The organism is Actinosynnema sp. NPDC023658, from assembly GCF_040639995.1.
In the GTDB taxonomy this organism is placed as follows: domain Bacteria; phylum Actinomycetota; class Actinomycetes; order Mycobacteriales; family Pseudonocardiaceae; genus Actinosynnema.
In genome coordinates, this window is record NZ_JBFAAX010001463.1 from 1 (window position 1) to 1,090 (window position 1,090).

General features: G+C 74.6%; 1 protein-coding gene. It reads left to right on the forward strand.

Annotated features, from left to right (window positions below; translation table 11 throughout):
* On the forward strand, positions 1-1,090 hold a 1,090-nt coding region (locus AB0G02_RS41825; protein ID WP_360806614.1), incomplete at both ends, for a beta-L-arabinofuranosidase domain-containing protein.

Here is a 1,090-nt window from a genome sequence, read left to right on the forward strand (position 1 = left end):
GCCGGCGTCGGGTCGGAGCTGCTCGCCGTCGCCCGGCGCCTGGCCGACCTGCTGGTCGAGCGGTTCGGCGCGGACGACGGCCCGGACGGCCTCGACGGCCACCCGGAGGTCGAGACGGCCCTGGTGGAGCTGTACCGGGTCACCGCGCACCGCCCGTACCTCGACCTGGCCCGCCGCATGATCGACCTGCGCGGGCGCGGCCTGCTCAACGACGAGCGCTTCGGCCCCGCCTACCTCCAGGACCACGTGCCGGTCCGCGAGGCGGACGAGGTCGCGGGCCACGCCGTGCGGCAGCTGTACCTGCTGGCCGGGGTCGTCGACGTGGCGGTGGAGACCCACGACGACGAGCTGCTGGAGGCGGCGCGGCGGCTGTGGGACGACGCGTTCGGCCGCAAGACCTACGTCACCGGCGCGCAGGGCTCCCGGCACCGCGACGAGGCGTTCGGCGACCCGTACGAACTGCCGTCCGACCGCGCGTACGGCGAGACGTGCGCCGCCATCGCCTCGGTGCAGTGGAACTGGCGGATGCTGCTGGCCACCGGCGGGTCCCGCTACGCCGACGAGCTGGAACGCGCCCTGTACAACGCGGTGGCGGGCTCCACGTCGCTGGACGGCGAGCACTTCTTCTACTCCAACCCGCTGCACCTGCGCACCGGCCACGACGGCTCGCACGAGGACGCGCCGTCGCAGCGGCTGGCGTGGTACTCGTGCGCCTGCTGCCCGCCCAACCTGGCCCGCCTGGTCGCCTCGCTGCACGGCTACACGACCACCACCGACGACAGCGGCGTGCAGGTCCACCTGTACTCGGCCGGGACGGTGCGCACCGAGGTCGACGGCGTCGCCGCGGAGATCACCACCCGCACCGACTACCCGTGGCACGGTCGGGTCGAGCTGACCGTCACCGCCTCCGGACCGCTCACCCTGTCGCTGCGCGTGCCGGGCTGGTGCGCGTCGGCGCGGGTGTCGATCGGCGGGCGCCCGGTCGACGTGCAGCCCGAGGACGGCTACCTGCGGCTGCACCAGGACTGGTCGGCGGGCGTCACCGTCGTGCTGGACCTGGACATGCCCGTCCGCGTGGTGCGCCCGCACC